The following is a 23,164-nucleotide window of genomic DNA, read 5'->3' as shown; positions in this document are numbered from 1 at the left end:
TTGATTATTTATTTTGCAAAGCGTGACGAATTAGTTCTTCGGTTGAAAGACTATCGCCGCTAACGCTAGCAATCATTTTCTCTGCTTCTTTGACTTTAAATCCAAGAGATTGCAAGGCAGCTAAGGCTTGATTGCTATTTGGATTTTTGTTGTTAATCGTTGTCGCTTGATTACTTGCTTTAATAAGATTGAGTTTTGCCAGGCGGTCTTTGAGCTCTACAATGAGCTTTTGTGCCGTTTTCTTACCAATGCCTGGTGTTTTAGCCAATAATACATCATCGTCATTTGCAACCGCACTCATTAAGGAACCAATATCTAAATGTGACAAAATTGCCAAAGCAACCTTTGGTCCAACGCCATTTACTCTGATGAGCTCTCTAAAAATGGTTTTTTCATCTTTTGTGATGAAACCATACAAGGTGTGTGAGTCTTCTTTAACGCTAAGATGCGTGTAAAGTGAAATATTCACCTCGTTGCCCATTGCATAAAAACTTGACATCGGGCACAAAATCTCATAGCCAATACCACCGACTTCTAAAAGAAGTTCAGGTTGGTTTTTTTCTAAAATCGTGCCTGTGAGTTTTCCAATCATAACCAGCTGTATTTGCTGAAGTAATTTCTTTCAAAGGTTTTGATATCATCTTCATATTGCAAGGTTAAACCGATGTCATCAAGCCCATTTATTAAGCGTCTTTTTCGTTCAGTATCCACTTCAAAAGTGTATTTTTCACCATTTGCTACGATGCTTTGCTTGTCTAAATCAATGCTAATTTTTCCATCAAAAGAAAATAACACATCCATCACCGTATTATTTTGAACAATTGGCAAAATGCCATTTTTAAAGCAGTTATTGTAAAAAATATCTGCAAAACTTGGTGCAATAATGACGCGAAACCCATAATCTGATAATGCCCATGGTGCATGTTCTCGTGATGATCCACAACCAAAATTCTCCCGTGCTAATAATATCTGTGCACCCTCGTATTTTGGATTATTCAAAACAAAATCTTTATTAATAGGGCGCTTGGAATTATCCATTCCCACCTCCCCGTGGTCTAAATAACGCCATTCATCAAAAAGATTAACGCCGAAACCTGAGCGTTTAATTGATTTTAAAAATTGCTTAGGGATAATTGCATCGGTATCCACATTTGCTCTATCAAGGGGTACAGCAATGGAAGTTAAAGTAGTAAATTTATTCATTATTTAATCTCCGAAAAATGACCAGCAATAGCGCTAGCGGTGGCAATAGCGGGACTAACTAAATGGGTAAACGAGCCTTGACCCTGACGACCTTCAAAGTTGCGATTAGAAGTAGAGGCGCAGCGTTCACCCACCTCTAATTTGTCGGCGTTCATTGCTAAGCACATTGAACAGCCTGCTTCACGCCATTCAAAACCCGCTTCAATAAAAATTTTATCTAAACCTTCTTTTTCAGCTTGTTGTTTGATTAAACCCGATCCAGGCACTACTAAGGCAAGTTTGATATTATCAGCGATGCGCTTGCCTTTTGCAACTTTAGCGGCAATGCGTAAATCTTCAATACGAGCGTTGGTGCAAGAGCCAATAAAAACTTTGTCGATTTTAATATCAGTGATTTTGATGTCGGCTTTTAGATGTGTGTAGGATAACGCATTTTCCCAACTGGTTTTCTGTACATCGCTTTTGGCATTTTTTGGATTGGGCACACACTCATCAATAGCGACAACCATTTCTGGGGAAGTGCCCCAAGTGACTTGGGGCTTAATATTGGCAGCATCAAAACGAATAGTTTTATCAAAAAAAGCACCTTTGTCTGAGTGTAAGGTTTTCCAGTATTCAACAGCTTTATCCCACTCTTTACCTGTTGGCGCCATTGGACGACCTTTGACATAGTCAATGGTTTTGTCATCTACAGCGACCATGCCCACGCGTGCACCCGCTTCGATTGCCATATTACACAAAGTCATCCTACCTTCAATGGATAAATTTTGAATGGTGTTGCCAGTGAATTCAATTGCAAAACCTGTGCCACCTGCAGTGCCGATTTTACCGATGACATATAGGGCAATATCTTTGGCGCTCACATATTGATTTAATGTGCCAGTGATTTCAATATTTAGGTTTTTAGATTTAGACTGCCATAGACAGCCTGTTGCCAAAACATGCTCAACTTCAGAAGTACCGATACCGAATGCAAGCGCACCGAGGGCACCATGTGTTGAAGTGTGTGAGTCACCACAGACGATACTCATACCAGGTAGGGTAGCACCTTGTTCGGGGCCGACCACATGGACGATACCTTGACGAATATCATTCATGGTGATTTCATCGATGCCGAAAGTATCGCAATTCTTATCCAGAGTTTCAATTTGTAATTTAGAAATCGGATCTTTAATGCCACTCACACCCGACAAGCGTTCGGTCGTTGGCACATTGTGGTCAGGCACAGCTAAGTTTGCCTTTAATCGCCACGGTTTTCTGCCCGCCATTTGTAAACCCTCAAAGGCTTGAGGAGAAGTAACTTCATGAATCAGTTGGCGGTCAATATAAATAAGTGTACCGGTATCGTCTTCGCGCACAATATGTGCATTCATTAATTTGTCGTAAAGTGTGTAAGTCATTGCTTGAATTAGCGATAAAATAACCTATTTTACATTTTCATTAAACCTATGTGCGGAATTTGTGGACAATTAAGATTCGATAATCGGGCAGTGCAGACGAATGATTTAAAAACGATGATGAAAAAGATTGCTCGTCGTGGTCCTGATGATGAGGGTGTGTGGCAGGACAAAACACTGGGCTTTGGGCATCGGCGATTGAGTATTATCGATTTATCTAATCATGCCCATCAGCCGATGGTGGATGAGACGCTGGGCTTGACCCTGGTGTTTAATGGCACGATTTATAACTACCAGTCCTTGCGACGAGATTTGATTAAACAGGGTTATGTGTTTTTTTCTACCTCAGATACTGAGGTGATACTTAAAGCCTATCATTATTGGGGTCAAGATTGCGTTAAACATCTTGATGGCATGTTTGCATTTTCTATTTGGGACGGTGAGCAGTTGTTTGTGGCGCGCGATAGAATGGGGATTAAGCCGTTGTATTTTAATTTAACCAGTGATGCATTTAGTTTTGCTTCTAACACGCAAGCATTGGTGGCAATTGGCGTGGATACGGAGATTAATTCGGTGGCGTTACAGCAGCAATTGTCTTTACATGGTGTGGTACCTGCACCGAATACCATTCTTAATGGGGTGAATAAAATCAAACCTGCAACGACGCTGATGATTGACGCACAAGGTGTAATTACGGAAAAAACTTATTGGCAGCCAAAGGCGCAAAGAACAGGGTTGAGTAACGAAGAATACCTAGAAAAAACCCGAGAATTATTGATTAAAGCCGTCGACAAAAGAATGTTGGCTACTGATGTGCCGATTGGGGTTTTGCTCTCAGGTGGGTTAGATTCTTCTTTATTGGTTGGGCTTTTGAGTGAGGCAGGGCACCAAGATATTCGCACTTTTTCCATTGGCTTTGAAGACATTGATGATGAAGCAGGATCAGAATTTGAATATTCTGACCAGATTGTAAAGCAATTTAATACCAGGCACGAAAAATATGTTATTAGCAACTCACAAGTCTTGCCACGATTGGGCGAGGCGGTGGCAAATATGGCGGAGCCGATGGTAGGACAGGATGCAGTGGCGTTTTATCTATTGTCCGAACAGGTATCAAAGCATATTAAAGTAGTATTATCAGGACAGGGGGCTGATGAAGCGTTCTCGGGCTATTTTTGGTATCCGCGGATGTTAAAGGAATCAGGCAGTGAATTTGAACGCTTTGCCAAGCATTATGTCGATAGACCTTATGAAGAATATTTGCAGACTGTGAATACGCAATACCATACGGGTGACCACACGCAAGAATGGCTCAACAAAGAATTTGCCAAAGCCAATGCTGATGAATTTATGGACAAAGTATTCCGCACTGACATTACTCGATTGGTGGTTGATGACCCAGTTAAACGCGTTGATAACATGACTATGGCGTGGGGTTTAGAGGCACGCGTACCGTTTATGGATGCCGCATTAGTAGAGCATGCACTGAGTATGCCGACTGCGTTAAAAATGCAAGAAGAGGGTAAGTATCCACTAAAAAAAATCGCTCGTGGATTATTGCCTGACAGTGTAATTGACAGAAAAAAAGGGTATTTTCCAATGCCTGCGTTGAAATATGTACGCGGTGAGTTTTTAGAATTTATGTCCGATATTTTGAATTCCAGTCAATGTATTAATAGAGGGGTTTATAATCAAGATTTTGTACAAAAAGTGATTAATCAACCTGAGCAATATATGACAGCACTTAATGGTTCTCGACTTTGGCACTTAGCACTATTAGAATATTGGTTACAGGTAAATATAGATGAATAAGATATTGATATACACAGATGGCGGATGCCGTGGCAATCCAGGTGTGGGTGGTTGGGGCGTTTGGTTAAGGTATAAAGGCGCAGAAAAAAAACTTAAAGGCGCAGAAAAAGACACGACCAATAATCGCATGGAACTCACAGCGGCAATCAAAGCACTGGAAGCGTTAAAATCTGACGAAATTGAGGTAGATTTATATACCGATTCGAAATATGTAATGAATGGTATTAACGATTGGATTGTCAATTGGAAGAAGAAGAATTGGAAAACAGCAGGCAAAAGACTTGTAAAAAATGTGGACTTATGGCAAAAACTTGACACATTAAACGCAAAATATTCAGTTAATTGGCATTGGGTGAAAGGGCATAGTGACGATAAAGGTAATGACATGGCGGATTTATTAGCCAATCAGGCGATGAATGAATTCCATTAGAATATCGTAATATTAACAAATATAGATAGACTTGCAAAGTGATTTTATTTGTGAATAATGGGGTATCTTTAATTAAATAAACACCTAGGGGTAACGATGAAAAAATTAGTTTTATTATTTGGATTGGCATTCGCATTAAACTTTACTGTATTAGCAGATGCACAAGATGGCGTTGCTGCTTTGGGTGATGAGGCAACTGAGGCACAAATGCAAGCGGTTAGAGATGGCGCAAAAGTGCGTTGCGAAGATATTGACGATGATGACAAGCGCGAGGTTTGCGTGGTTGATTATTATGCGCAGCATAATTTAGAAGAAGAGCCAAGCTGCGATTAAACAAGATTAACAACGAATTTGTAGTTCTACATTACGGGGGAGCTACCAATAACGACTCATGGTGAGTCATTTTTATATATAAAAAAGAGGAAAAAATAAGATGAAACTTAAAACATTAGTAGTAAGTGCTGCATCAGTAGCATTGTTAGCATCAACGGCTGTAACAGCTAAGCCAGTTGGTATCGTTAAAGGCGTTATGGAAGTTGCGGGTATTAGTCGTAACCAAGATAACAAAGCAACTATTCATCCGGCGTTCGCAAAGACTTCGCGTCCTTGTCCACCGTTTTGTATTCAGCCGACAAATCCGTTTGCACCGGCAGCAGTTGACACAGTCAGTGAGCTAGATATTATTCACGCTGTTCGTGATATGAATAAAGGTGCTAACATTATGGTTATTGACGCTCGTACCCCAGTTTGGACTACCGCGAAGAAAGGTGGGACCATCAAAGGTGCAGTTAATATTCCATTTAACAAGTTAAATTCTAAAGCAGTTGCTAAAGACCCAGACGCAGTAATGGACATTTTAACGGGTAAATTTGGCGTTACTGAGCAAGATGGCATCTTTAACTTTACTAAAGCGAAGACTTTGTATTTGTTCTGTAATGGTCTATGGTGTGGTCAATCACCTGCAGCGATTAGAGCGTTACTTTCTTTAGGTTATCCTGAGTCTAAACTTAAATATTACCGTTCTGGTATGAATGCATGGCATTCATTAGGTCTTAGTACTGTTGGTAAATAAATTTAGTTTTTCGAACATAGGGCAGATTTTATAACTGCCCTATTTTTTTTGTAATTCATAGGAGATTATTGTGAAAATTAAGTTATTATTGATTGCGATAACAGCTTTATTCTTAACAGCTTGTGGCGACACAGGGACCAAGAGTGCCATAAAAGGCAAAGTTGCTATTGTTAAAGGCGTGCATGAAGTTGCGGGTATTTCTCGCAATCAAAACACCAAGGCTACTATTCACCCAGCGTTTGCAAAGACTTCGCGTCCTTGCCCACCATTCTGTATTCAGCCATCACATCCGTTTTGGCCTGCGAAAGTAGATACGGTAACAGAGTTGGATATTATTCATGCTATTCGTGATATGAATAATGGTGCTAACATTATGGTAATTGACGCTCGTACTCCAGTTTGGACTACCGCTAAAAAAGGTGGCACAATCAAAGGTGCAGTTAATATTCCATTTAACAAGTTAAATTCTAAAGCAGTTGCTAAAGACCCAGATGCAGTGATGGAAATCCTAACTGGCAAGTTTGGTGTTACTGAGCAAGACGGTGTGTTTAACTTTAGCAATGCTAAGACTTTGTACTTGTTCTGCAATGGACTATGGTGTGGTCAATCACCTGCAGCGATTAGAGCACTACTTTCGTTAGGTTATCCTGATAGCAAGTTAAAGTACTATCGTGAAGGTATGAATGCATGGCATTCATTAGGACTTAGTACCGTTGGTAAGTAATCTTTGATTGTTTTATTAAAGGAAAAAAGGGTGCTGTTAGCGCCCTTTTTTTTCATTTTCATAATGTCGTCGCTATCGGTTGCCGCTGATACGCGTGCAGACTTGTGGTATAAAATTGGCTACGATTACTCGCAGCGAAAACGCAATGACGAAGCTTTTAGATATATGCTTCGTGCTGCCGATGTAGGGCATAGCGCAGCTCAAAATAATATTGGATTGAGTTACTTGCATGGGCTGGGTGTGGAAAAAGATAAAAAGCGGGCGTTTGTGTGGTTTGAAAAAGCTGCCAAACAAGGGTTGTCGTATGCACAAAGCGAATTGGCAATGCTCTATTATCAACAAGGTAATATAAAGCAAGCGCAAAAGTGGTGGCTAATAGCGGCGAATTTGAACGATGAATATGCGCAGTTTAATTTGGCATCGTTATTTTTAGAGCAAAAGAAGAGGAAGCGGGCGATTTATTGGTTTCAACAAGCAAGTAAAAATAAACACCCTCAGGCGCAAGCCGCATTAGAGGCATTAAAGGAGAAAAAATAATGAAAAAAATATTACTACTAGCAAGTTTACTGTTGACACAAGGTGTCTTCGCATCTTTTTCAATGCCATCATGGATGCCTAGTATTCCAGGGATGACAAATGCACCAAAATTACCAATGTTTAATGGCTTTGATCCTAATACATTACGCGCTAATTTTAATCAATTTGTTGGTGTTGAACCTGATTTTGCCAGGGAAAGGCGCGTCGTTAGCCAGATTGAGGATTCGGTAATAGAAGGTGATGTGGAATTTTTACCCCTTAAAAAAGGCAGAGAGGTTTTTTCAATTTACATGGAAAGCGAATCGGATAAGCCAAAAGGCGGTGTAATTATTTTGCACAACCGTGGGCATCATCCTAATTGGGGTGACACGATTAAACCATTGCGGGTTGGATTAACGGAAAAGGGCTGGCATACTTTATCTGTGCAAATGCCGGTATTGAATAAACATGCAAAATATTATGACTATGTGCCAATTTTTCCTTACTCGCACGAACGCATTGATGCGGCGATTGCGTTTTATAAAAAGAAGGGTGTGACCAATATTGTCATCGTTGCCCATGGTTGTGGTGCACATATGGCAATGAGTTATTTTGATAAATATGGTGATGATAAAATCAAAGGCTTTGTTGGTATCGGCATAGGGGCAACAGATTATAGACAAAAAATGATAAATGAATTTCCATTTTATAAAATGCGGGTGCCGATTTTAGATATTTATGCAGATGCAGATTTTTCCGGTGTTAGAAAATTAGCAACCGATAGGTTGGCGTTAATCAGACTAGCAGATAATAAAAAATCTAGGCAAATGATTGTTAAAGAGGCAGATCATTATTATAAAAACGATAAGGCTATACAGGGCTTAATTAATAAAGTGGGCGATTGGTTGAATGCGCTATAGGTAGCAACTAAGCCCGGCTTACCTAAGCCCGGCTTAGGTTCGTAAGTAATAATTGGATTTTTTAGATTTATAATTGTTGTAAATAGTTTAATTCTTGTTGGGAAAAATTTGCCAGTTTTCTGGCTTTAATGTTAAATGGTCCGCGCAGTTCGGAGCCAATGTGTTTTTTAACCAACTGATCAAAGGTTTCTAAAGGATTGATTTTTCTTTGTTGGCATACATAATGGAACCAGTGATTGCCAATTTTTACATGTTCAATTTCGTCCTTAAAGATGATGTCTAAAATATCTGACATTTTGCTAAACGCTGATTTTTTAAAACGGGCTTTAATTTTTGGTGTAGCATCTAAACCTCTTGCTTCTAATACTCTCGGTACTAACGCCATTCGTGCCAATACATCGTAATCGGTATCTTTAGTCATTTTCCACAAGCCATTATGCCCATCAAAGTCACCGTATTGATAGTCCAACTCTATTAAGTAGTCGCTCAATAATTTAAAATGTTGGGATTCTTCAAAAGCCACTTGAATCCAATCTTGATAAAATTTCTTGGGCATACCTTGAAAGCGATAGACCGCATCCAAAGCCAAATTAATCGCATTAAATTCAATGTGACAAATTGCGTGAATGGTATTGATAAGCCCAATATCTGATTTTCCTCGTTTTGGCACCGATTGAAACCTAACTAATTTTGGTTTTTTAGGTCTGCCAGGGCTAGGTATTGGCTCAATTGGAAAATTATCAAATGATAATTTTTGATTGGCGTTAAGGATGTGCAAATGTTGAGTAAGATTAATTTTATCATTAATAACTTCATTCATTAAAGCACGGTGGGCAAGTTCAAAAGCGTTCATATTTTCCTAATGCGATGTCGCCTAATTTCCAATCACCTATTCGTGTGCGAATCAATCTCAGCGTCGGAAAGCCAACCGCCGCCGTCATTCGCCTTACTTGACGATTTTTACCTTCGGTAATTTTGAGTTCAATCCACGAAGTTGGAATATTTTTTCGCATCCGAATTGGTGGCACTCTACGCCATAACCAATCAGGGTGTTCAGTGATTTTTACTTTGGCAGGTTTGGTTAATCCATCTTTAAGTCTCACACCTTTGCGTAATTGCCAAATGGCTTCTTCAGTTACCTTGCCCTCTACCTGTACAAGGTAGGTTTTTTCTTTGTCAAATTTTGGATGTGAGATTTGATGTTGCAATTTTCCGTTATTGGTCAGTAGTAACAAGCCCTCCGAATCTTTATCAAGGCGACCCGCAGGGTAAAAATCTTTTTCATTAATATAGTGAGAAAGGTTTTTCATATTGCCACTGAATTGACACAGAATGCCAAATGGTTTATTAAATAAGAGAATGGAATTGGAATTAGCCATAGACTTGTTTGGCTCTAGCGACAAATGCGTCAAGTTGTGCATTAGAAATTGCAGTAAAAATCGGAGCAATGGCAATATCTATCAAACGCGAAGCAAAACTAAATTCTAATTCAAGGCTGACTTTACAAGCCGACTGGTTCAACGGCGTGAAAATCCAAGTACCTTGTAATTGCTTAAATGGACCATCTTTAAGTTGCATATCGATACGCGTATCAGGGGTTAAAGTGTTTACCGTGGTAAATGACTGATTAAAAGCACTTTTATTAATCGTTACCGAAGCGATGATTTCGTACTCAGTTTGATTTAAAATACTCGCAGAGGAGCACCAATTGAGAAATTGTGGGTAATCATTAATTTGATTGACCAATTGATACATTTGACTGCATGAATAAGAAACGATAGCACTTTTAGAGATGTGATGCATAATGGCAAAGAAAAAGAAAAAAACAAGTTCAAATACGATTGTCGTCAATAAAAAGGCACGACACGACTATTTTATAGAACAAAGTCTGGAAGCTGGCGTTTCTTTACAGGGTTGGGAAGTGAAAAGCCTACGAGATAACAAGGTGCAAATTAAAGAAAGTTATGTGATTTTAAAAAATAATGAACTGTTTTTATTTGGTAGTCACATCTCGCCCTTAAACACAGCATCCACCCATGTTAATGCAGATCCTACTAGAACGCGTAAGTTATTGTTAAATCGTATAGAAATTAACAGAATAAAAGATAAGATTGATCAAAAGGGTGCAACCGTCGTTCCACTTAAGCTTTATTGGGTCCGAGGCAAGGTAAAACTAGAAATCGGCGTAGCCAAAGGAAAAAAATCCCACGATAAACGACAAGACATCAAAGAAAAAGACTGGCAAAGAGATAAGCAAAGACTTTTAAAAGAAAGTCTTAAGTGATAAATTTAAAAAAAAAGCGTTGACAGGGGTGCGTTTTTGTTTATAATTGACGGCACTAAATGAAGAGATGTGAGTAATAATTTTTTATTTTCATCTTCCATCAGTGAGCTTTTAGTACTTTTTAAATAAAATCTTTCGAGGAGAATGAAAAATGAATAAATCAGAATTAATTGATGCAATCGCATCAGCAGCAAATCTTTCTAAAGCGGACGCAGGTCGTGCGTTGAACGCTACTACAGGTGCTATCACTAGTGCTATGGCTAAAGGCGACGGCGTACAGTTGACTGGCTTTGGCTCTTTCGTAGTTAGAGACCGTGCAGCACGCACAGGTCGCAATCCACAGACTGGTGCTGCAATTCAAATTAAAGCATCTAAAGTGGCTGCATTTAAAGCTGGAAAAGCACTTAAAGACGCTGTAAACGGTTAATATTTAACCGTTTTATGGAAAAAGCACCCCTTTGGGTGCTTTTTTTTCGGTATGTCAAAAAAAGATAAGCTAAATCTACTAGGGTTAAATCAAGAATCGCTCACTAAACTGTTTGAATCGTTAGGTGAAAAACCCTATCGCGTCAAACAATTGATGCAATGGATTTATAAATACCATGAGCTTGATTTTGACAAGATGCTTAATTTCAGTAAAAATCTCAGACAGCAATTGAGCGAGATGGCTTGTATTGAATTGCCCAAGGTAGCCAAGCAAGATCATGCACTTGATGGGGTAATTAAGTGGGTGATTGACACGGGCAGGGATAATTTTATTGAAACTGTGTATATTCCTTCAGACGATAGAGGAACATTGTGCATCTCTTCGCAAGTAGGTTGTTCATTGGATTGTACTTTTTGCTCAACAGGTATGCAAGGCTTTAATCGTAACCTCAGCGTGGCAGAAATTATCGGACAGGTAATGCTGGCGAATCATTATTTAAAAGACAAGAGTAAAAGAATCTCCAATGTGGTGTTTATGGGAATGGGCGAACCTTTGTTGAATGAAAAAGCAGTATATCCTGCCTGTGATTTGTTGTTAGATGGCTTGGCATTTGGACTTTCAAGGCGTAAAGTCACTGTTTCAACTTCGGGTGTGGTGCCAGCCTTATTACGAATGGCAGATAGAGTGCCAGTGAGTTTGGCAGTTTCTTTGCATGCGGCAGACGATTCATTGCGTGATGAATTGGTGCCAATTAACCAAAAATACCCTATTAAAGATTTATTGGAGGCTTGTAAGGTTTATCTTAATGCAGGCACTCAAGAACGACATATTTTGTTTGAATATGTGATGTTGGATGGGGTAAATGATAGTGTTGCACAGGCAAAAAAATTAGTAACAGTATTAAAGGGAATGTCAGCAAAAGTGAACTTAATTCCTTTTAACCCCTTTCCAGAAACTCAATATAAAACCTCAAAAGAGGTTACAATTAAGAATTTCCAAGATGTGTTGTTTGCTGGTGGCATTCGCACCACCACTCGGCGTACGAGGGGTGAAGATGTGAATGCGGCTTGCGGACAATTGGCAGGACAAGTGGTTGATAAAACCAAACGCACTAAAAAAATATTATGATAGAAGGTATTGACTATTACCCTAAGCGGGGAAGAAAAAATAACAAAAGTAAAATTAAGCTGGGTGTTGTAATATTTATGCTTACTCTGCTTGCGTTTTACTTTTCTTTTGACGATAGTCAAACACCAAAAGCCTCACAAACCAATTTGATTGTGATTAAAGAAGCAGAAGTTAAAAAAACCCAGGTAGTTATCACGCCTATCAACGACGAAATTGGCGATATTCAAGCCAAGCCTAAACAGCCTGAAATTTTAGAAAACTTAGATGAAATAAACCAAGAGCGTTAATAAAAAACTATGAAATCAACCCATATCATTACCCGAAGAAAATCTAGACAAATTTTTGTTGGCGATGTTGCGATTGGTGGCAATGCACCGATTGTCGTGCAAAGCATGACTAATACTAATACCAATGATATAAAGGCGACGGTTGCACAAATTGAGTCTATTCAAAAGGCAGGAGGAGATTTGGTGCGTGTTTCTGTACCAACGATGGAAACAGCAGAAGCTTTTAAAATTATTAAGAAAAAAACCAGTATTCCATTAATTGCTGACATTCATTTTGATTATAAAATTGCCCTAAAAGTAGCAGAATATGGCGCCGATTGTTTGCGTATTAACCCAGGTAATATCGGACGCAAGGATAGAGTAAAAGAAGTGATAGCGTCCGCTTTAGATCATAATATTCCTATTCGTATCGGTGTTAACGCAGGCTCATTGGAAAAAGATTTACAAAAGAAATACACAGAACCCACGCCTGAAGCGATGGTGGAATCTGCTTTTAGGCATATTGATATTTTAGACAAGTTGAATTTTGATAATTACAAAATATCACTTAAGGCTTCTGAAGTTTTTATGACTGTTTTTGCTTATAAGCAATTAGCCTCACAAATTGACAACCCTTTACATCTTGGTATTACTGAAGCAGGGTCACTCAGAGCGGGCTCGGTAAAATCTTCAGTAGGTCTAGGCTTGTTACTTGCAGAAGGTATTGGCGATACCATTCGCGTCTCTTTGGCATCCGATCCTGTGGATGAAATTAAAGTTGGTTTTGACATTCTTAAGTCTCTTGGATTGCGACAAAAAGGCGTTAATTTAATCGCCTGCCCCTCATGTTCTCGTCAAAAATTTGATGTGATTAAAGTGGTTAATGAATTAGAAGCCCGCTTAGAAGATATTACCGAACCAATTGACGCTGCAGTGATTGGCTGTGTGGTAAATGGACCCGGTGAAGCTAAGGCAGTATCGGTTGGCTTAACCGGCGGAGAACCTAATTTGATGTATATTAATGGGTTAACGCATTCCAAAGTCAGTAATGAAAGTTTGGTTGATACCCTTGAAGCACAAATCCGATCCCAACTCAAAAGTTAACCAATTCTAAGCCCGGCTTAGGTAAGCCGGGCTTAGAATTTTAGAATTGGTTAACTCTTTTGTAAGCCTTGTATCGATAGATAATCTGAATACCGAAATAACCCAGTGCTGAACTCATCACAGAAATAATTAAACAACCCAATAAGAAAGGTTGCCAAATGATATCAAATACCTGCCACACATAATCAAGTGACATGATAAAGTCTTGCTCAATACCAACACTTAAAATCCATGCACCTAATTTATAACAACCATAAAAAATCGGTGGCATAGTTAGTGGGTTGGTAATCCAAACCAAGGCAACAGAAATCGGTAAATTTGCACTAAATACAACGGCAGCAGGTGCTGCTAATAACATTTGAAAGGGCACGGGTACAAAGGCGCAAAATAAACCTACGGCAAAGGCTTTAGAGATGGATTTTCGATTGAAATTCCACAAACTTGCATTATGTAAATGTTTGCCTAGCCAGCCAAGATTTTTATGGTTTTTTAGTTCGCTTGGGTTGGGCGTATAGCGTCTAAAGAATTTTTTCATGATGAGGCTGCCTTGATAATATCTTGAGCGGTTAATCCGTATTTCTGGTACAACTCTATTTGCGAGCCTTGTTCAGTGAAATCATCGGGCAAACCTAAGATTTGTAGCGTCGTGGTGATTTTTTGTTGCTGTAGATACTCTCCAATAGCACCACCAGCACCACCAGCAATTGCATTATCTTCAATAGAGATTAATTGTTGGTGACTATTTGCCATTTCACTGATTAGCGTAGTATCCAAAGGTTTGACAAAACGCATATCAATGACGGTTGCACCAAGTTCCTTGCCCGCTGTTAAGGCGGTTTCAACAAAGTTACCATAAGCAAAAATAGCAGTTTTCCTACCTTTTAATAAAACTTTTGCCCTGCCAATTTCAATTACCTCTTGCGTTTCATAACGCTCAATATTTGCCGTGCCACGCGGATAGCGGACGCAAACAGGGCCAGTCATTGTTAAGGCGGTATTTAACATTTGATACATTTCTAAGCCATCACTCGGCACCATAATTGTCAGATTAGGAATGCAGCGTAAAAAACTCAAATCAAAACTGCCTGCATGTGTCGCACCATCTGCACCTACCAAGCCCGCACGATCAATAGCAAAAATAACATTTAGATTTTGCAGGGCGATATCATGAATTAACTGGTCGTAGCCTCGTTGTAGAAAGGTAGAATAAATAGCCACCACAGGCTTCAAACCTTGCGTTGCTAAGCCCCCTGCAAAAGTGATAGCATGCTGCTCAGCAATCCCCACATCAAAATATTGTTCGGGAAATTTTTGTTCAAATTCACTCATGCCAGAGCCAGTGCACATTGCTGGGGTGATGGCAATTAATTTTTTATTGTTGACCGCAGTATTTATCAGCCAGCGTCCAAAGACATTGCTATAACTGTCTAAGGGGATGGCACTATTTACACTGTCAGTCACAGGGGCAATGCCGTGGAACTTACAAGGGTCATTTTCTGCACTGTCTAAACCATAGCCTTTTTTGGTGATAATATGCAACAATCTGGGTTTATTTTGTGTTTTTAGATTTTGTAATGTTTTTACCAAAGTCGGTAAATCATGCCCATCAATCGGACCATAATAATCCAGTCCCAATTCTTCAAACAAAGTACTTGGCAAAATCATGCCTTTCAAGTGCTCTTCTGAGCGTTTAGCAAATTCGCGTAAGTTTGGCATTTTTTCTAAAATACCTAACGATTTATTTTTCATGGTTGAATAAATCTTGCCAGAGATGAGTTTGGTGAGGTACTTACTCATTGCGCCGACATTTTTAGAGATACTCATATCGTTATCATTCAGAATAATCAACAAATCTGCATCGCTATCCCCCGCATGATTGAGCGCTTCAAATGACATGCCACCCGTGAGTGCACCATCGCCAATTACTGCAATTGATTTATGGTTATTGTTATTAATCTTGTTGCCAATGGCAATACCGAGTGCTGCACTGATAGAAGTAGAAGAATGTCCAGCGCCAAAGGCGTCATGCTCACTTTCCGCGCGTTTGGTAAAGCCTGACAGTCCATCTTTTTGGCGCAGCGTATCCATCTTATCCTTACGCCCCGTCAGAATTTTGTGCGTATAAGCCTGATGCCCAACATCAAAAACAAAGCTGTCTTTGGGTGTGTCAAAAACATAATGCATTGCAATCGACATTTCGACCGTACCCAAATTTGGTGCAAGATGTCCACCTGTTTTTTGAATGTTTTCAATCAAAAATTCACGAATTTCATCCGCCAAAGACTGTAGTTGCTTTAAATCAAGTTGTTTAATGTCTGCAGGGTAATGGATGGAGTCAAGCACAGAATTGAAAAGGTATTTTTTTAAAGTATCTTATTATACGCTGACAGCTGTGTGTTTTATATGTGAGGAGGTTAAATCCCTAATCCAAAAATAGAAAACGCAAATCTGACGCCAATCCTTACCACCATAGCACTTTTAAAAAATCGCCGTGGAACCACTGGGTGGCACTAAGATTTTTTACAAAGCACTGTGATAGCAAGGCTTAACGCCATATTCACACTTTCTATCTTTGGATTAGGGTAAATAAATAACCTTTTATTTTTATGGTTTATTGTAAAATAAACAATTTTATTGAATAATAGATTTCTATGTTTACTGTTTGTGCCCTATATCAGTTTGTTCGTCTTGATAATTTTGAAGAATTCCGCACCCCGCTAAGACAATTATTAGTGGATTTAAATATTAAAGGCACGCTTCTTTTGGCTTTAGAAGGTTTAAATGGTACGGTGTCAGGCACACAAGAATCCATTAATAAATTGGTGCAATTTTTAGAAGAAGACGGTCGTTTCAACAACTTAGAAATCAAGTTTTCTCAAAGTGAAAGCCTACCGTTTAAACGCCTAAAGGTAAAACTCAAAAAAGAAATCGTGACTTTGGGCGTAGAGCATATTGACCCATTGTCATCTGTTGGTACTTATGTTAAACCCAAAGATTGGAACGCCTTGATCAGCGACCCCGATGTAATATTGATTGATACTCGTAATGATTATGAATACGGCATTGGTAGCTTTAAAGGTGCAATTAACCCAAATACCGAAACTTTCAGAGAATTTCCAAGTTATACTAAAGAAAATTTAGAGCAATATCGTCATAAAAAAGTTGCTATGTTTTGCACTGGCGGTATTCGTTGTGAAAAATCCACAGCTTATTTAAAATCACAAGGGTTTAAAGAAGTTTATCATCTGCACGGCGGCGTATTGAAATATCTTGAAGAGGTGGAAGAATCTGACAGCCTATGGGAGGGCGAATGTTTTGTTTTTGATGAGCGTGTTGCGGTTAAGCACAATTTAGAGCAGGGGCAATACGACCAATGTCATGCCTGTCGCTATCCAATTACTGATATTGATAAACAACACGAACATTATGTAAAAGGCGTTTCTTGTCCTCGTTGCCATGGCACGCATTCTGAGAAACAAATCAATCGTTACCAAGAAAGACAAAAACAAATTGAATTAGCAAAAGCACGCGGTGAAGAGCATATTGGCGATAATGCTGCACAGGTTATTATGGCAAAAGCTAAGAAAAAAGCCAAGAAAGCCCAACAATCTTAAAGGTATTTTATTATGTTTTTTAGAAGTGATATTCCTAAACTCAAGCAAGATCTTACGCTGCAAACCCATTTGTTAGGTTGTGATTTAACATTAAAAACCCGCTGGGGTGTGTTTTCCCCGCGGGCAATTGATGATGGTACTATATTATTAATGAAACATTTGAAAATCGAAGAAACTGACAAATGTTTAGACCTTGGCTGTGGTTACGGTCCCATTGGTTTAGCAGTTGCCAAATCTTGTTCAAAAGGTGAAGTGCATATGGTTGATAAAGATTTTGTCGCTGTTGAGTTGTCCAATGCTAATGCAAAGCTCAACCATTTAGACAATGCCAAAGCCTACTTATCTGATGCTTTTTCAAATGTCAACAAAAGCGAATATTTTGATCAGGTAATTTCCAATGTTCCTGCTAAAGTTGGCAGAGAGCAACTTAGTATTATCCTTTACGATGCTTACGACGCACTCAAACCAGGCGGTAAAATTGTTTTTGTCACTATTAATGGTTTACGCAATTTCATCAAAGATAATTTTAAATCTGTTTTTGGTAATTATAAGAAAATAAAACAAGGACAAAAATATACCATTGCTGAGGCAATCAAAGTAAAATAGTCAAGTATTTAAAATAAGGAGTAACTTATGGATATCATGGAAAGAATTCAAAAACAAGTGGACAGTGCTGCAATTGTTTTATATATGAAAGGCACACCACAATTTCCACGATGTGGTTTTTCCTCTACCGCTGTAAAAACCTTAGCCTCAACAGGTGTTGAGTTTGCCTATGTCAATATCTTTGAAGACCAAGAAGTTATGCAAAATTTACCCGCTTTTGCAGACTGGCCAACTTTCCCGCAAATCTATATGAACGGTGAGCTCGTCGGCGGCGGAGATATTATTGTTGAAATGGCAGAAATGGGTACGCTTAAAGGTGAAATGGAAAATGCCACTGAGAAGTTTAACAACAAATAAACTTTTACAAGTTGTGTAAAGTTTGACTGTGCTTTTTGAGCCATATATCGGCTTGTTTGTGTTCAGGCATCATTTCAGTCAATAGGGCGTAAAAATCCTTGGAATGATTTTTGTGGATGATGTGGGCTAATTCATGGGCAATAACCATAGTGATGACGGATATTGGCGCCATGACTAACAGGTAGTTTAGGTTGATGTTATTACTGGCACTGCAAGAGCCCCAGCGACTTTTTTGTGCCTTGAAGCGGACTTCTTTGTAATTTAAATCGTATTTTTTGGCTAACTGCTCAAGGATTGGGGTGGCAATTTTGATGAATTCTTTTTTATAGAACCAGTGAAAGGCTTTGTTGCCTTCGTAATTCGTGTTGAGTGAGAAAGCCTGATTGTCAAAATTGATGGGATTGCCAGATTGCGTGTGTTGTAAGGGGTATGATTTGCCTAATAATAGATATTTATTGCCGATTGCATAGGTTTGTTTTGGGGGTAGATTGCTTTTGATTTCGGATTGTTTTTTCTCAATCCAACTTTGCTTTTCGTTAATAAAATCCTCAATTTTTTTAACACTTAAACGCATCGGTGCCCGCACAGATAGCCGCGCTTGTTTGTCAATCTGCAGGGAAAGTGTTTTGCGTTTGGAGCGAATGAGTTGATAATCAATCAATCGTTACCCAACCCAAATTCTGGCATTTTCAAACATTCTCATCCAAGGGCTTCGCTCAATCCAATCTTTTGGATGATGGGAGTTTTGCACAGTTCTGATAACACGCTCTGGGTGTGGCATCATAATGGTTACCTGTCCAGATTTGTTGGTTAGACCAGCAACGGCATTATCAGAGCCGTTTGGATTATGTGGGTAACTTTGGGTTGGGTTAGCATTATGATCTACATATTGTAGGGCAATGTTGTTGGATGGCTCAGCAGTAAAGATGGCACGACCTTCACCGTGAGCAATAGCAATTGGCATCACCGAATCTTCCATGCCATCTAAGAAAATAGAATTAGATTTGCCAATTTTAACCGAAGAAAAGCGTGCTTCAAATTGCTCTGAAACATTACGCTTAAAACTCGGCCAGTTTTGTGAACCTGGAATGATATCGGTTAAATTAGACATCATTTGGCAGCCGTTACAAACGCCCAAAGAAAAGCTATCATCACGATTAAAGAAGGCTTCAAATTCGCCTTTAGCACGGGGATTATAAAGAATAGAGTTCGCCCAACCACGACCCGCACCCAGTACATCGCCATACGAGAAGCCACCACAAGCGACCAAACCTTTAAAGTCAGCTAATGACAAGCGACCTGATAAAATGTCGCTCATATGTACATCAGTAGCTTCAAAACCTGCTTTGTCAAATGCTGCTGCCATTTCTATTTGTCCGTTAATACCTTGTTCACGCAATATGGCTATTTTCGGGCGACTACTTAAAATAGCAGGCGCTTGATTAATGTCAAAAGTCAGTTTGGTTTGCAAGCCTGCGGTGTTCTCACCGACCAAATCAAATTCTTGTTGGGCGCATTCTGGATTGTCTCTGAGTTTAGCAATCTGGTAAGAAGTAGTACTCCATAGTTGCTGTAGGGTTGCGCGTTTTTCACTATAATCACCAATGTTAATTGTATCGGTACTATTAAGTGTTGCAATTGTATCAGTGCAATCTGCTAATCCTGCCTTGGATAGGGCGTCAATGACAGTATCTTTATTGCTATTTTCTACTTGAATCACGCAGCCTAACTCTTCGTTGAATAGTGTTTCAATATCGTGTTTAATAATATCTAAGCCACAATGAGAGGCGAATGCCATTTCTAATAAAGTGGTAATGACACCACCATCGCTACGGTCATGATAGGCACTGATTAATCCTTCTTTATTCAGTTGGTTGATGGTTGTAAAGAAATTCTTAAATACGGCTGAATTGTCAAGGTTTGGTGAAATATCACCAATTTGATTGTAAACTTGTGCCAAGCACGAGCCACCCATGCGATTTTTACCAAAACCTAAATCAATTAACAGCAACTCACTGCCAATTTCGGTGTCTAATAAAGGCGTAATTTGTGCTCTGACATCAGGGGTCTTAGAGAAGGCAGTGACCACTAAAGAGAGTGGAGAGGTGACAGATTTGTCCTTGCCATTTTCTGTCCATGCGCTTTTCATGCTCATTGAATCTTTGCCGACTGGCACAGTTAAGCCAAGTTCAGGGCATAAATCCATGCCCACCGCTTTCACTGCTTCAAAAAGTTTTACATCTTCACCCGCATGGCCACTTGCACTCATCCAATTCGCACTCAAACTGATGTGATGAATGTCTTCTACAAAACCGCCCAACATATTGGTTAAGGCTTCGCCAATCGTCATTCTTGCTGCTGCATTTGCATCACATAAAGCCAATGGCGCGCGCTCGCCTAAAGACATAATCTCGCCTTTGTAGCCTATGTAATCAGAAATAGAAATTGCACAATCTGCCACTGGCATTTGCCACGGTCCGACGAATTGGTCACGAGCCACCATGCCAGTTACACTGCGGTCACCAATGGTGATTAAAAAGTTTTTACTGGCAACAGTTGGCAGTTGTAAAGTTCTTGAAATTGCATCATCAAGTTTTATCGAACTGGTGTCTAAAGTGTTCAATTTAATAGGTTGCGTGACGGCATCAATTGAGGTTTTTGGTGGATTGCCCAATAATACTGCCATCGGCATTTCAATCGGATTATTGTCAAATAAGTCATCACTTAAAATCAATTCTTGCTCTTTAGTGGATTCGCCCAAAATGGCAAAAGGTGTGCGTTCCCGCTGACAAATATCGCTGAATAATGCCACGCTTTCATTGGCAATTGCTAGCACATAGCGTTCTTGTGACTCATTACACCACACTTCTAATGGCGACATTTTTTTATCATCATTTGGAATTTTCCGCAGTTTGAATTTTCCGCCTTTGCCTGAATCATTGACCAATTCAGGTAAGCCATTGGACAAACCGCCTGCACCAATATCGTGAATGGAAATAATTGGGTTTTTATCAGCAAAATTAGCACAACAGTCGATCACTTCTTGTGCACGGCGTTCCATTTCTGGGTTAGCGCGTTGCACGGATGCAAAATCCAAATCTTCACTTTGCTCGCCACTCTTAATACTTGACGCCGCACCGCCACCAAGGCCAATTAACATCGCAGGACCGCCAAGCACGATGATTTTACTGCCGACAGGGATGTTGCCTTTTTCAATATGTTGCTCTTGAATATGCCCCAAGCCACCCGCTAACATAATTGGCTTATGGTAGCCTCGTATATCGCCATCAGGCGTTTTTTGTTCGTAAGTTCGGAAGTAACCCAAGGTATTTGGGCGACCAAATTCATTGTTAAAACTCGCCGCACCAATCGGACCTTCAATCATAATATCTAACGCTGATTGTATTTGACTTGGCTTGCCATTATCAATTTCCCACGGTTGCATAGCATCGTTAATTTTTAAATTAGAAACACTAAACCCACACAGTCCAACTTTGGGTTTTGAGCCTTTACCCGTTGCACCTTCATCACGAATTTCACCGCCAGAGCCCGTTGCCGCACCTGGGTGAGGAGCAATAGCAGTAGGGTGGTTATGTGTTTCCACTTTCATTAAAATCGCTCTGTGTTCAGTCGAATTTACATATTTTCCATCGGCATCCGCATAAAAACGACTCCCCTCATAACCTGCCATTACCGCAGAGTTGTCTGAATAAACGCTCAACAAACCTTCTGGATGCTGGTGATAAGTATTGCGAATCATCGCAAACAAACTTTTCGCTTGCAACTCACCGTCAATGCTCCAATCGGCATTAAAAATCTTATGGCGACAATGCTCAGAATTCGCTTGTGCAAACATCATTAATTCCACATCCGTCGGATTGCGTTTTAATTGCGTAAAACTGTTCACTAAATATTCAATTTCACCCGCTGACAATGCCAAGCCTAAAGTTGCATTTGCCTGTTCCAATGCAGATTTTCCTTTGCTTAAAATATCAATACGACTAAATGGCTGTGGCTCAAAATCATCAAAAATTGCCTGCGCTTCATTCATCGAAGTCAACTCAGATTCTGTCATTTTATCCATCACAATCGCCAAGACTGCTGACTTATCCATAATCGCTTTATCAAAGTGATAAATTATGCCCCGTTCAATGCGTTTGACTTTTTTCAACCCACACAAATGCAAAATATCACTGGCTTTCGATGACCAAGGTGATATCGTGCCTAATCTTGGGATAACCACGACTTCCTCAACACCTGAAACCTTAATAGATTGTTCATAACCCAACAATTTTTCAAGCATCAAAGACTCGTCATTACTCAATACCTCTGTGCAATTCGCAAAATGTACAAATTCCACGCCCGTCAATTGTACGCCCAAAGGCAATAATTTTTTATTCAGCGCGTCTTGCTTGAAGGCGCCTAACGCGCGAATATTCTTAAAGGTTGTTATCATTGTTACAATTGTGCCATCACTTCATCAGAAATATCCGCATTGTGATAGACTTCTTGTGTATCGTCTAAATCTTCTAATCGTTCAATCAGTTTCATAAACTTTTCTGCATCGCCAAGATTGAGCTCAATGCGGTTGGCAGGCTCCATTGTTACTTCAGAATGACTTGCTTCAAGTCCAGCAGCCGTTAATGCATCTTTGACAGTAAAGAAATATTCTGGTGTGGTAATCACATCAATAGAGCCGTCGTCATTGGTAATCACATCTTCAGCACCCGCATCCAATGCAATCTCCATAATAGTGTCTTCATCACCCGATTCAAAACTGATAAAACCTTGCTTATTAAATAAGTAAGATACTGAGCCATCTGTGCCAAGATTGCCCCCGTGTTTAGTAAATGCGTGTCGCACATCAGCAACGGTGCGATTGCGATTATCCGTCAGCGTGTCCACCATTACCGCAGTACCGCCCAATCCATAGCCCTCATAACGCACTTCATCATAATTTTCGCCATCAAGGTCTCCAGAACCGCGTTTAACCGCATTTTCAATGGTATCGCGTTTCATATTCGCTGCCAATGCTTTATCAATCACCATCCTCAAAGAAGGGTTGTTCTCAATCACGCCACCGCCTTGCTTAGCAGCAATGACAATTTCCTTGATTAATTTAGTAAAGATTTTGCCGCGTTTTGCATCCTGTGCGCCTTTACGATGTTGAATGTTATGCCATTTACTGTGTCCAGCCATCAGATTTTCTCCATTTTTTCAATCGTTTTATTTTACCCTAATCCAAAGATAGAAGGTGTGAATATGGCGTTAAGCCTTGCTATCACAGTGCTTTGTAAAAAATCT

The 23,164-nt window shown here is 39.6% G+C and carries 26 protein-coding genes; 15 read left to right on the top strand and 11 right to left on the bottom strand.

What is annotated here, in order from left to right; all coding sequences use genetic code 11:
• Positions 1 to 4: 4 nt before the first annotated feature.
• From ruvA to leuC, 3 genes are read right to left on the bottom strand one after another with little or no spacing between them, the layout of a single operon-like run.
• Entirely contained in the window at positions 5 to 592 is a 588-nt protein-coding gene (gene ruvA / locus BSEPE_RS05180; protein ID WP_066044792.1) for a Holliday junction branch migration protein RuvA, read from the bottom strand.
• Positions 589 to 1,203: a 3-isopropylmalate dehydratase small subunit gene (leuD, locus tag BSEPE_RS05175; RefSeq protein WP_066044790.1), complete on the bottom strand. Its 615-nt coding sequence runs from the start codon at positions 1,201 to 1,203 to the stop codon at positions 589 to 591. The genes ruvA and leuD overlap by 4 nt, the downstream gene beginning before the upstream one ends.
• The gene (gene leuC, locus BSEPE_RS05170; protein ID WP_066044788.1) at positions 1,203 to 2,603 is read right to left on the bottom strand and encodes a 3-isopropylmalate dehydratase large subunit; all 1,401 of its coding nucleotides are present in this window, start codon (positions 2,601 to 2,603) and stop codon (positions 1,203 to 1,205) included. The genes leuD and leuC overlap by 1 nt, the downstream gene beginning before the upstream one ends.
• A 48-nt stretch (positions 2,604 to 2,651) precedes the next feature.
• Between leuC and BSEPE_RS05165 the strand changes: the two genes are divergently transcribed.
• The 7 genes from BSEPE_RS05165 to BSEPE_RS05135 all read left to right on the top strand — a co-directional run bounded on the left by BSEPE_RS05165 (position 2,652) and on the right by BSEPE_RS05135 (position 8,074).
• Entirely contained in the window at positions 2,652 to 4,412 is a 1,761-nt protein-coding gene (locus tag BSEPE_RS05165; protein WP_066044787.1) for an N-acetylglutaminylglutamine amidotransferase, read from the top strand.
• On the top strand, positions 4,405 to 4,842 hold the full coding sequence (gene rnhA / locus BSEPE_RS05160) for a ribonuclease HI (RefSeq protein WP_066044785.1): 438 nt from the start codon (positions 4,405 to 4,407) through the stop codon (positions 4,840 to 4,842). The genes BSEPE_RS05165 and rnhA overlap by 8 nt, the downstream gene beginning before the upstream one ends.
• Before the next feature lie 96 nt (positions 4,843 to 4,938).
• A complete protein-coding gene (locus tag BSEPE_RS05155) occupies positions 4,939 to 5,175 on the top strand; it encodes a hypothetical protein (RefSeq protein ID WP_066044783.1) in 237 nt (78 codons plus the stop codon).
• 100 nt (positions 5,176 to 5,275) lie between these two features.
• The gene (locus BSEPE_RS05150; protein ID WP_066044781.1) at positions 5,276 to 5,914 is read left to right on the top strand and encodes a rhodanese-like domain-containing protein; all 639 of its coding nucleotides are present in this window, start codon (positions 5,276 to 5,278) and stop codon (positions 5,912 to 5,914) included.
• A 70-nt stretch (positions 5,915 to 5,984) separates the two neighbouring features.
• The gene (locus BSEPE_RS05145) at positions 5,985 to 6,638 is read left to right on the top strand and encodes a rhodanese-like domain-containing protein (protein ID WP_083502985.1); all 654 of its coding nucleotides are present in this window, start codon (positions 5,985 to 5,987) and stop codon (positions 6,636 to 6,638) included.
• A gap of 63 nt (positions 6,639 to 6,701) precedes the next feature.
• Positions 6,702 to 7,175: a tetratricopeptide repeat protein gene (locus BSEPE_RS05140; RefSeq protein ID WP_066044779.1), complete on the top strand. Its 474-nt coding sequence runs from the start codon at positions 6,702 to 6,704 to the stop codon at positions 7,173 to 7,175.
• Positions 7,175 to 8,074, top strand: a complete 900-nt coding sequence (locus BSEPE_RS05135; RefSeq protein WP_066044777.1) for a DUF3530 family protein — start codon at positions 7,175 to 7,177, stop codon at positions 8,072 to 8,074. Before BSEPE_RS05140 ends, BSEPE_RS05135 begins: the two co-directional genes overlap by 1 nt.
• Before the next feature lie 67 nt (positions 8,075 to 8,141).
• On the opposite strand, the gene BSEPE_RS05130 is transcribed toward BSEPE_RS05135, so the two are convergent.
• Genes BSEPE_RS05130 through BSEPE_RS05120 form a run of 3 tightly spaced genes read right to left on the bottom strand, consistent with a single transcriptional unit; the run spans position 8,142 to position 9,877 of the window.
• Entirely contained in the window at positions 8,142 to 8,927 is a 786-nt protein-coding gene (locus BSEPE_RS05130) for a ferritin-like domain-containing protein (RefSeq protein WP_066044775.1), read from the bottom strand.
• A complete protein-coding gene (locus tag BSEPE_RS05125) occupies positions 8,914 to 9,453 on the bottom strand; it encodes a pseudouridine synthase (protein WP_066044773.1) in 540 nt (179 codons plus the stop codon). The genes BSEPE_RS05130 and BSEPE_RS05125 overlap by 14 nt, the downstream gene beginning before the upstream one ends.
• Positions 9,446 to 9,877 (bottom strand): type II toxin-antitoxin system RatA family toxin, encoded by a 432-nt coding sequence (locus BSEPE_RS05120; RefSeq protein WP_066044771.1) that lies wholly within the window; start codon positions 9,875 to 9,877, stop codon positions 9,446 to 9,448. The genes BSEPE_RS05125 and BSEPE_RS05120 overlap by 8 nt, the downstream gene beginning before the upstream one ends.
• A gap of 1 nt (position 9,878) precedes the next feature.
• On the opposite strand from BSEPE_RS05120, the gene smpB reads away from it, so the two are divergent.
• From smpB to ispG, 5 genes are all read left to right on the top strand, one after another.
• Positions 9,879 to 10,358 (top strand): SsrA-binding protein SmpB, encoded by a 480-nt coding sequence (gene smpB, locus BSEPE_RS05115; protein ID WP_066044770.1) that lies wholly within the window; start codon positions 9,879 to 9,881, stop codon positions 10,356 to 10,358.
• 151 nt (positions 10,359 to 10,509) lie between these two features.
• Positions 10,510 to 10,785: an HU family DNA-binding protein gene (locus BSEPE_RS05110; protein WP_066044768.1), complete on the top strand. Its 276-nt coding sequence runs from the start codon at positions 10,510 to 10,512 to the stop codon at positions 10,783 to 10,785.
• A 51-nt stretch (positions 10,786 to 10,836) separates the two neighbouring features.
• On the top strand, positions 10,837 to 11,913 hold the full coding sequence (rlmN, locus tag BSEPE_RS05105) for a 23S rRNA (adenine(2503)-C(2))-methyltransferase RlmN (RefSeq protein ID WP_066044766.1): 1,077 nt from the start codon (positions 10,837 to 10,839) through the stop codon (positions 11,911 to 11,913).
• Between the two features lie 77 nt (positions 11,914 to 11,990).
• Positions 11,991 to 12,200 (top strand): hypothetical protein, encoded by a 210-nt coding sequence (locus tag BSEPE_RS05100; protein WP_162262088.1) that lies wholly within the window; start codon positions 11,991 to 11,993, stop codon positions 12,198 to 12,200.
• A gap of 9 nt (positions 12,201 to 12,209) precedes the next feature.
• Entirely contained in the window at positions 12,210 to 13,283 is a 1,074-nt protein-coding gene (gene ispG, locus BSEPE_RS05095) for a flavodoxin-dependent (E)-4-hydroxy-3-methylbut-2-enyl-diphosphate synthase (protein ID WP_066044762.1), read from the top strand.
• A gap of 40 nt (positions 13,284 to 13,323) precedes the next feature.
• On the opposite strand, the gene BSEPE_RS05090 is transcribed toward ispG, so the two are convergent.
• Positions 13,324 to 13,818 carry a DUF2062 domain-containing protein gene (locus tag BSEPE_RS05090; RefSeq protein ID WP_083502984.1) on the bottom strand — a complete coding sequence of 165 codons (495 nt, stop codon included), beginning with the start codon at positions 13,816 to 13,818 and terminating at the stop codon, positions 13,324 to 13,326.
• A complete protein-coding gene (dxs, locus tag BSEPE_RS05085; RefSeq protein ID WP_066044756.1) occupies positions 13,815 to 15,626 on the bottom strand; it encodes a 1-deoxy-D-xylulose-5-phosphate synthase in 1,812 nt (603 codons plus the stop codon). Before dxs ends, BSEPE_RS05090 begins: the two co-directional genes overlap by 4 nt.
• Before the next feature lie 308 nt (positions 15,627 to 15,934).
• Between dxs and trhO the strand changes: the two genes are divergently transcribed.
• Genes trhO through grxD form a run of 3 tightly spaced genes read left to right on the top strand, consistent with a single transcriptional unit; the run spans position 15,935 to position 17,860 of the window.
• Positions 15,935 to 16,897, top strand: a complete 963-nt coding sequence (trhO, locus tag BSEPE_RS05080; RefSeq protein ID WP_066044753.1) for an oxygen-dependent tRNA uridine(34) hydroxylase TrhO — start codon at positions 15,935 to 15,937, stop codon at positions 16,895 to 16,897.
• Positions 16,898 to 16,909: 12 nt separating this feature from the next.
• On the top strand, positions 16,910 to 17,503 hold the full coding sequence (locus BSEPE_RS05075) for a class I SAM-dependent methyltransferase (RefSeq protein ID WP_066044751.1): 594 nt from the start codon (positions 16,910 to 16,912) through the stop codon (positions 17,501 to 17,503).
• A 27-nt stretch (positions 17,504 to 17,530) separates the two neighbouring features.
• Positions 17,531 to 17,860, top strand: coding sequence for a Grx4 family monothiol glutaredoxin (gene grxD / locus BSEPE_RS05070; protein ID WP_066044749.1), 330 nt, complete (start codon positions 17,531 to 17,533; stop codon positions 17,858 to 17,860).
• Positions 17,861 to 17,864: 4 nt separating this feature from the next.
• Here the strand turns inward: grxD and BSEPE_RS05065 are convergent, their stop codons facing one another.
• Genes BSEPE_RS05065 through BSEPE_RS05055 form a run of 3 tightly spaced genes read right to left on the bottom strand, consistent with a single transcriptional unit; the run spans position 17,865 to position 23,059 of the window.
• Positions 17,865 to 18,521, bottom strand: coding sequence for a M48 family metallopeptidase (locus BSEPE_RS05065; protein ID WP_066044747.1), 657 nt, complete (start codon positions 18,519 to 18,521; stop codon positions 17,865 to 17,867).
• 3 nt (positions 18,522 to 18,524) lie between these two features.
• Entirely contained in the window at positions 18,525 to 22,316 is a 3,792-nt protein-coding gene (purL, locus tag BSEPE_RS05060; protein WP_066044745.1) for a phosphoribosylformylglycinamidine synthase, read from the bottom strand.
• Positions 22,317 to 22,318: 2 nt separating this feature from the next.
• A complete protein-coding gene (locus tag BSEPE_RS05055) occupies positions 22,319 to 23,059 on the bottom strand; it encodes a YebC/PmpR family DNA-binding transcriptional regulator (protein WP_066044743.1) in 741 nt (246 codons plus the stop codon).
• Positions 23,060 to 23,164 lie beyond the last annotated feature (105 nt).

Source organism: endosymbiont of Bathymodiolus septemdierum str. Myojin knoll (assembly GCF_001547755.1).
Classification (GTDB): Bacteria; Pseudomonadota; Gammaproteobacteria; order PS1; family Pseudothioglobaceae; genus Thiodubiliella.
The sequence above is the reverse complement of the archived record's forward strand: the minus strand, read 5'-3'. Positions and strand labels throughout refer to the sequence as shown.